General features: G+C 75.0%; 1 pseudogene. It reads left to right on the forward strand.

From position 1 onward, the window contains the following. Positions 1-848: pseudogene (locus tag ABL57_RS18465) on the forward strand (thiamine pyrophosphate-binding protein); the annotation flags it as partial. Between the last annotated feature and the right edge of the window lie 8 nt (positions 849-856).

Consider the following 856-nt stretch of genomic DNA (forward strand, 5'->3'; position numbering starts at 1 on the left):
CCTACGACTGCGCCACCGCCGCCCTGACCGAGCCGGTGGACCTGGAGCCGCTGCCGGCCAAGAAGGCCTGGCAGCCCGGCCCCGAGGAGCTGGACCGGATCGCGGGACTGCTGCGCGCCGCGGACCGCCCGCTGCTCCTGGCCGGGCGCGGGGTCCTGCTGGCCGGGGCCGCCGCATCGCTGCAGGAGCTCGGCGACCGGCTCGGGGCGCTGTTCATGACCTCGGTGATGGCCACCAACGCCGTGGACTCCCCCTGGAACCTCGGCATCGCCGGGGGCTTCACCCGCGACCACCGCCTGGCCACCGCCCGCCAGGCCGATCTGGTGCTGGTGGCCGGGGCGAGCCTGAACGCCTTCCAGTCCCGCTACGGCACCCTCTTCGCCGAAGGCACCCGGATGATCCGCATCGACAACGAACCCGAGTCGGCGCTGGCCCACCCGGCCGTCACCGACTACCTCCGCGCCGACCTCGGAGTGGCCCTGGCCGGGCTGCTGGCCCGCACCCCGGCCGCGGACCGGCAGCGCACCTGGCGGGCGGGCGCCCCCGAGGTCGCCGGGGAGACCTACCGCTCCTCGGCCCCGGTGGAGGACCCGGCCGAGTTCGGCCCCGACGGCCGGCTCAACCCCCGCGCGGTGGTCGCCGCCCTGGAGGACATCCTCCCGAAGCAGCGCTCGGTGGTGATGGACGGGGGACACTTCATCGGCTGGGCCCCGATGTACCTCACCGTCCCGGACCCCCAGGCCATGGTCCTGGTCGGCACCGCCTTCCAGTCCATCGGCCTGGGCTTCGGCGCCGCCGCCGGGGTCTCGATCGCCCGCCCCGAACGCACCACCCAGGAGTTCTCATGACCACCGTT

Origin of the sequence: Kocuria sp. SM24M-10, assembly GCF_001027955.1 — a bacterium.
GTDB lineage: Bacteria > Actinomycetota > Actinomycetes > Actinomycetales > Micrococcaceae > Kocuria > Kocuria oceani.